General features: G+C 54.8%; 4 protein-coding genes. 3 read left to right on the top strand and 1 reads right to left on the bottom strand.

Translation table 11 applies throughout. The features are described from left to right. The coding region (locus HY868_24590; protein ID MBI5305331.1) for a hypothetical protein at window positions 1–439 on the top strand (439 nt) is incomplete at its 5' end. 816 nt (window positions 440–1,255) lie between these two features. On the opposite strand, the gene HY868_24585 is transcribed toward HY868_24590, so the two are convergent. After that, window positions 1,256–1,786 carry a hypothetical protein gene (locus HY868_24585; GenBank protein ID MBI5305330.1) on the bottom strand — a complete coding sequence of 177 codons (531 nt, stop codon included), beginning with the start codon at window positions 1,784–1,786 and terminating at the stop codon, window positions 1,256–1,258. Window positions 1,787–1,986: 200 nt separating this feature from the next. On the opposite strand from HY868_24585, the gene HY868_24580 reads away from it, so the two are divergent. Continuing rightward, window positions 1,987–2,637 (top strand): YbhB/YbcL family Raf kinase inhibitor-like protein, encoded by a 651-nt coding sequence (locus HY868_24580; GenBank protein MBI5305329.1) that lies wholly within the window; start codon window positions 1,987–1,989, stop codon window positions 2,635–2,637. Window positions 2,638–2,649: 12 nt separating this feature from the next. Next, window positions 2,650–3,636, top strand: coding sequence for a phosphate acyltransferase PlsX (gene plsX / locus HY868_24575; GenBank protein MBI5305328.1), 987 nt, complete (start codon window positions 2,650–2,652; stop codon window positions 3,634–3,636). The last annotated feature ends 138 nt before the right edge of the window (window positions 3,637–3,774 follow it).

Below are 3,774 nucleotides of genomic sequence, written 5' to 3'. Positions count from 1 at the left end.
TTTGCCTTCGCAGTCGGTTGCGGCGGTGGGTTGGTCGGCTTTGCCTTCACAGTCGGTTGCGGCGGTGGGTTGGTCGGCTTTGCCTTCGCAGTCGGTTGCGGCGGTGGGTTGGTCGGCTTTGCCTTCACAGTCGGTTGCGGTGGTGGATTGGTCGGTTGTGGTTTCGCGGTTGGCTGCGGCGGTGGATTGGTCGGTTGTGGTTTCGCGGTTGGCTGCGGCGGTGGATTGGTCGGTTGTGGTTTCGCGGTTGGCTGCGGTGGTGGATTGGTCGGTTGTGGTTTCGCGGTTGGTTGTGATGGTGGATTGGTCGGTTGTGGTTTCGCGGTTGGTTGTGGTGGTGGATTGGTCGGTTGTGGTTTCGCGGTTGGCTGCAGTAATGAATTTGTTGGATTCGCCTGCGCGGTTGGTTGTGGTAGTGCACCGGTTGGTTTCACAGTAGGTTGCACTGTGCTAGCTGACTCTGCCGTTGGTTCTGGTGTTAACTGCGACAACGAGCTTAAGGTCGGTGTAACCAACTCATTTACAGTGGGCACCGAAATCGGTGTGGATTGTACTTGTATTCGTTGCGATTGCCCTTTCGATTCGAATTGTGATTTTGGTGTAGATTGCCCAAGTTGTGAAAATTCCGTCGCTTGCGGCACGACTTGATCTGTTAGCAGATTTGGCATTACACTTGGCAATGCCGCATTCGGCAGGACATCTATTGAGGAAACTCCTGCTGATGCGTCAACGACGGGAACAACAAAAGATGGCACAGCGCGATTCTCTGGAGTGCCTTGTGTTTTCGGTGTTGGTATCTTAGTCGGAGTTGTCGGTGTGTTGGGCAGCCCAAGAGCAGGCGTCAGCGCCTTGTATCGCTCCGGCATCTCTCCGGCATCTATGGTTGGCTGTGAGACCGGTCCTTGCTCAATTCGTTTCGCGAGTTGTTCCAGTCTGGCGGCTTGCCACAGAAGCAACATGACCAGCACGACTTGGATCAAAATTGGAATGGCTCTAAGCATGTTTTGGATTGTCAACACATTGCGATATTGGAAGGACGATTGGCGCGGACGGAGACGCTCAGGAGGATGTGAAGGCGCCGGGGCGCGGAGACGCGCAGGAATGGCAAATGCTCTTTCTAATGTCGAGAACGGAACTTGGACGCTGTCATCGTTGCGAAAGATATTTGCCAGAATGTCCCACTTGAGCTCGAGATCGGAATCGGAATCGAAATCGTCCACGTTTCCCGCGTAGGTAGGCGAACTTGATGCGCGTTTTACAATTGAAACTCAAATTCGTCTACGAGAATGCGAAGCATTTTCATAAAACATCGCCGACGAGTGGGTCCAATGCTTCCGATAGGAATTCCTAGTCGGACAGCGATATCGCGATAAGAACTAGGATTATCATTTAGAAACAACAACGATAGCAATGTGCGACACGGTACATCGAGCGCGGCGAGCGCGGCGTGAACAATGTGCTGTTTCTCTAGCCGCTCTACAATTTCGCTGGGTGAATCGCCGGCGTCAACACTTTCCTCATTCAGGTTGGCAATGTTGGAAATTTTCCTCTGCAAGATCAAAAATGGAATACTAGACATTATCGGGAATAAGACATCTCTCGCCAAGCCGCCAAGAACGCCAATCTTTTTCAAGATGATACTTTGCGTGCTTTGCATCTTGGCGAGAGGCAAAGTTGTTTCCGAAAGTCTACTATATACCAAACGGGCATAACGCGAAACGAGTTTCCTCCATGCACTATTGTTGCCGCCCAGACATTCCGCAACCAATTCGGAATCGTTTTCCATCCTAGCTCCGCCGGGCAGTATCTTCCAGCTACCGTTTCGCAATCATAATCTCGTCCTATTTTGCCGGGTTGATCGGGTCAATTCCGTTAGCATGTTTATCCTATCACCTTCCGGCGCTTGTGTCAAGCAAAAAGTAAAAATAAATAAACCTTGCGAATTCACGCGTTCTTGAGTAAAATACCCCCCGCAAGGAGGTGGCAATGTTGCGCGCCCATACCCACATCGTCGTGATTCTTTTTATTTTGTCCGTTGCAATCCTATCTAGTGCTTGTGCGCGAATTCCGATTCCAACTGTCGCGCCGACCCAGCCGCCTCCGACCGCGACGCCGATCCCGCCGACCGTCACGCCGACGCCGGTGACGCCGACCGCCACACCCACGCTCGTCCCGCCAACGCCAACCGCCGCGCCCTTTATCTTTTCGAGTAGCGCGTTCACCGATGGCGCGCTGCTTGCCGCCAAGTACACGTGCGATGGGGAGAATATTTCGCCACCACTCACGTGGATCGGCGTGCCGCGCAACGCGCAGAGTTTGGTGCTGATGATGGAAGACCCGGATGCGGTCGTGACGACATTTACACATTGGATCGTGTTCGACGTTCCGCCAACCACCACCGGTTTGATCGAAAACGTGAAAGGCGTCGGCAAAGGTGGATCGAACAGCGCGAAACGGAACACGTACGTTGGTCCGTGTCCACCCTCCGGCATTCATCGTTTCATCTTCCAACTCTTCGCGCTCGACGTTGAAACACTCGGCTTGAACGAGGGCGCGTCGCGAGCGGACATTGAAAAAGCGATGACCGGGCGCGTGCTCGCGAAACTTGTCATCACCGGACTCTATGGCAAAAAATAGTGCGGAGGCGCAATGAAGATTGCATTAGACGCGATGGGCAGTGACGCGCGCCCCGCGCCGGATGTCGCCGGCGCAGTGCTCGCGGCGCGCGAGTTTGGCGTGACGATTCTCCTCGTCGGCGATGAAAACAAAATCAAAGCAGAACTTGGCAAGCACGCGACCCAGGGTCTGGATTTGCATGTCGTTCACGCGCCGACCGAAATCGGCATGACCGAGCACGTCGAAGCAGTCAAAGCGAAAAAAGATGCTTCGATGAACATCGCGGTAAAATTGGTGCGGCAAAAAGAAGCGGACGCCTTTGTCACGATGGGCAATTCGGGCGCGGCGATGGCGGCGGCATTGCTGGGTCTGGGTCGCATCAAGGGCATCGAGCGCCCCGCGTTCGCCGCCATCGTTCCATCCGAAAATACGCAGACGCTGTGTCTCGACATCGGCGCGAACGCGGAAGTGAAACCAGAGTATCTGTACCAATTTGCATTGATGGGTTCGATCTATATGGAAAAAGTAATCGGCGTGCCCAACCCGCGCGTCGCGCTGCTCTCGAACGGCGAAGAGGAAGGCAAAGGGACGATGGCGGTGCGCGAGGCGTACACGTTGCTCAAGCAGAGTAAACTCAACTTCATCGGCAATGCCGAAGGCAGACACGTCCTGCGCGGTTATGCGGATGTCGTTGTCAGCGATGGGTTTGCCGGCAACGTGATGATCAAAACGATGGAAGGCACCGCCGAAGTCCTGGTTGATTTCATCAAATCCGAAATCAAGCGCCGTCCTCTCGCCGTGTTGGGCGGCTTGCTCGCTAAACCCGCGTTCGACGCGCTCAAACGCCGGCTCGATTACGCGGAAATCGGCGGCGCGCCGGTGCTGGGTGTGGACGGCGTCACGATTATTGGACACGGACGTTCGAACGCCAAAGCCGTCAAGAACGCGATTCGCGCGGCGCGACTCGCCGTCGCGCAAAATATGCTCGACGCGATTCGCGCGGGGTTGGAATTTAAATAGTTCTTGTTGGAAAATTCAGTTTTGAGCATGACGTTTGCGGTGCCGCCGCTTGTGCAGTGTTCGGGCAATGACGACCAAGTTAGCGACCAAGATGCCCCAGCCGACCCAGCGCTCAAAGCCATCCGCGCCGTGATACGG

The organism is Chloroflexota bacterium (genome assembly GCA_016219275.1).
Classification (GTDB): Bacteria; Chloroflexota; Anaerolineae; order UBA4142; family UBA4142; genus JACRBM01.
The sequence above is the reverse complement of the archived record's forward strand: the minus strand, read 5'-3'. Positions and strand labels throughout refer to the sequence as shown.

Excerpts from the sequence above, each read along its gene's own strand:
- HY868_24585 (MBI5305330.1), bottom strand. The coding sequence starts at position 1,786 with ATGGAAAACGATTCCGAATTGGTTGCGGAATGTCTGGGCGGCAACAAT.
- HY868_24580 (MBI5305329.1), top strand. The coding sequence starts at position 1,987 with ATGTTGCGCGCCCATACCCACATCGTCGTGATTCTTTTTATTTTGTCC.
- plsX (MBI5305328.1), top strand. The coding sequence starts at position 2,650 with ATGAAGATTGCATTAGACGCGATGGGCAGTGACGCGCGCCCCGCGCCG.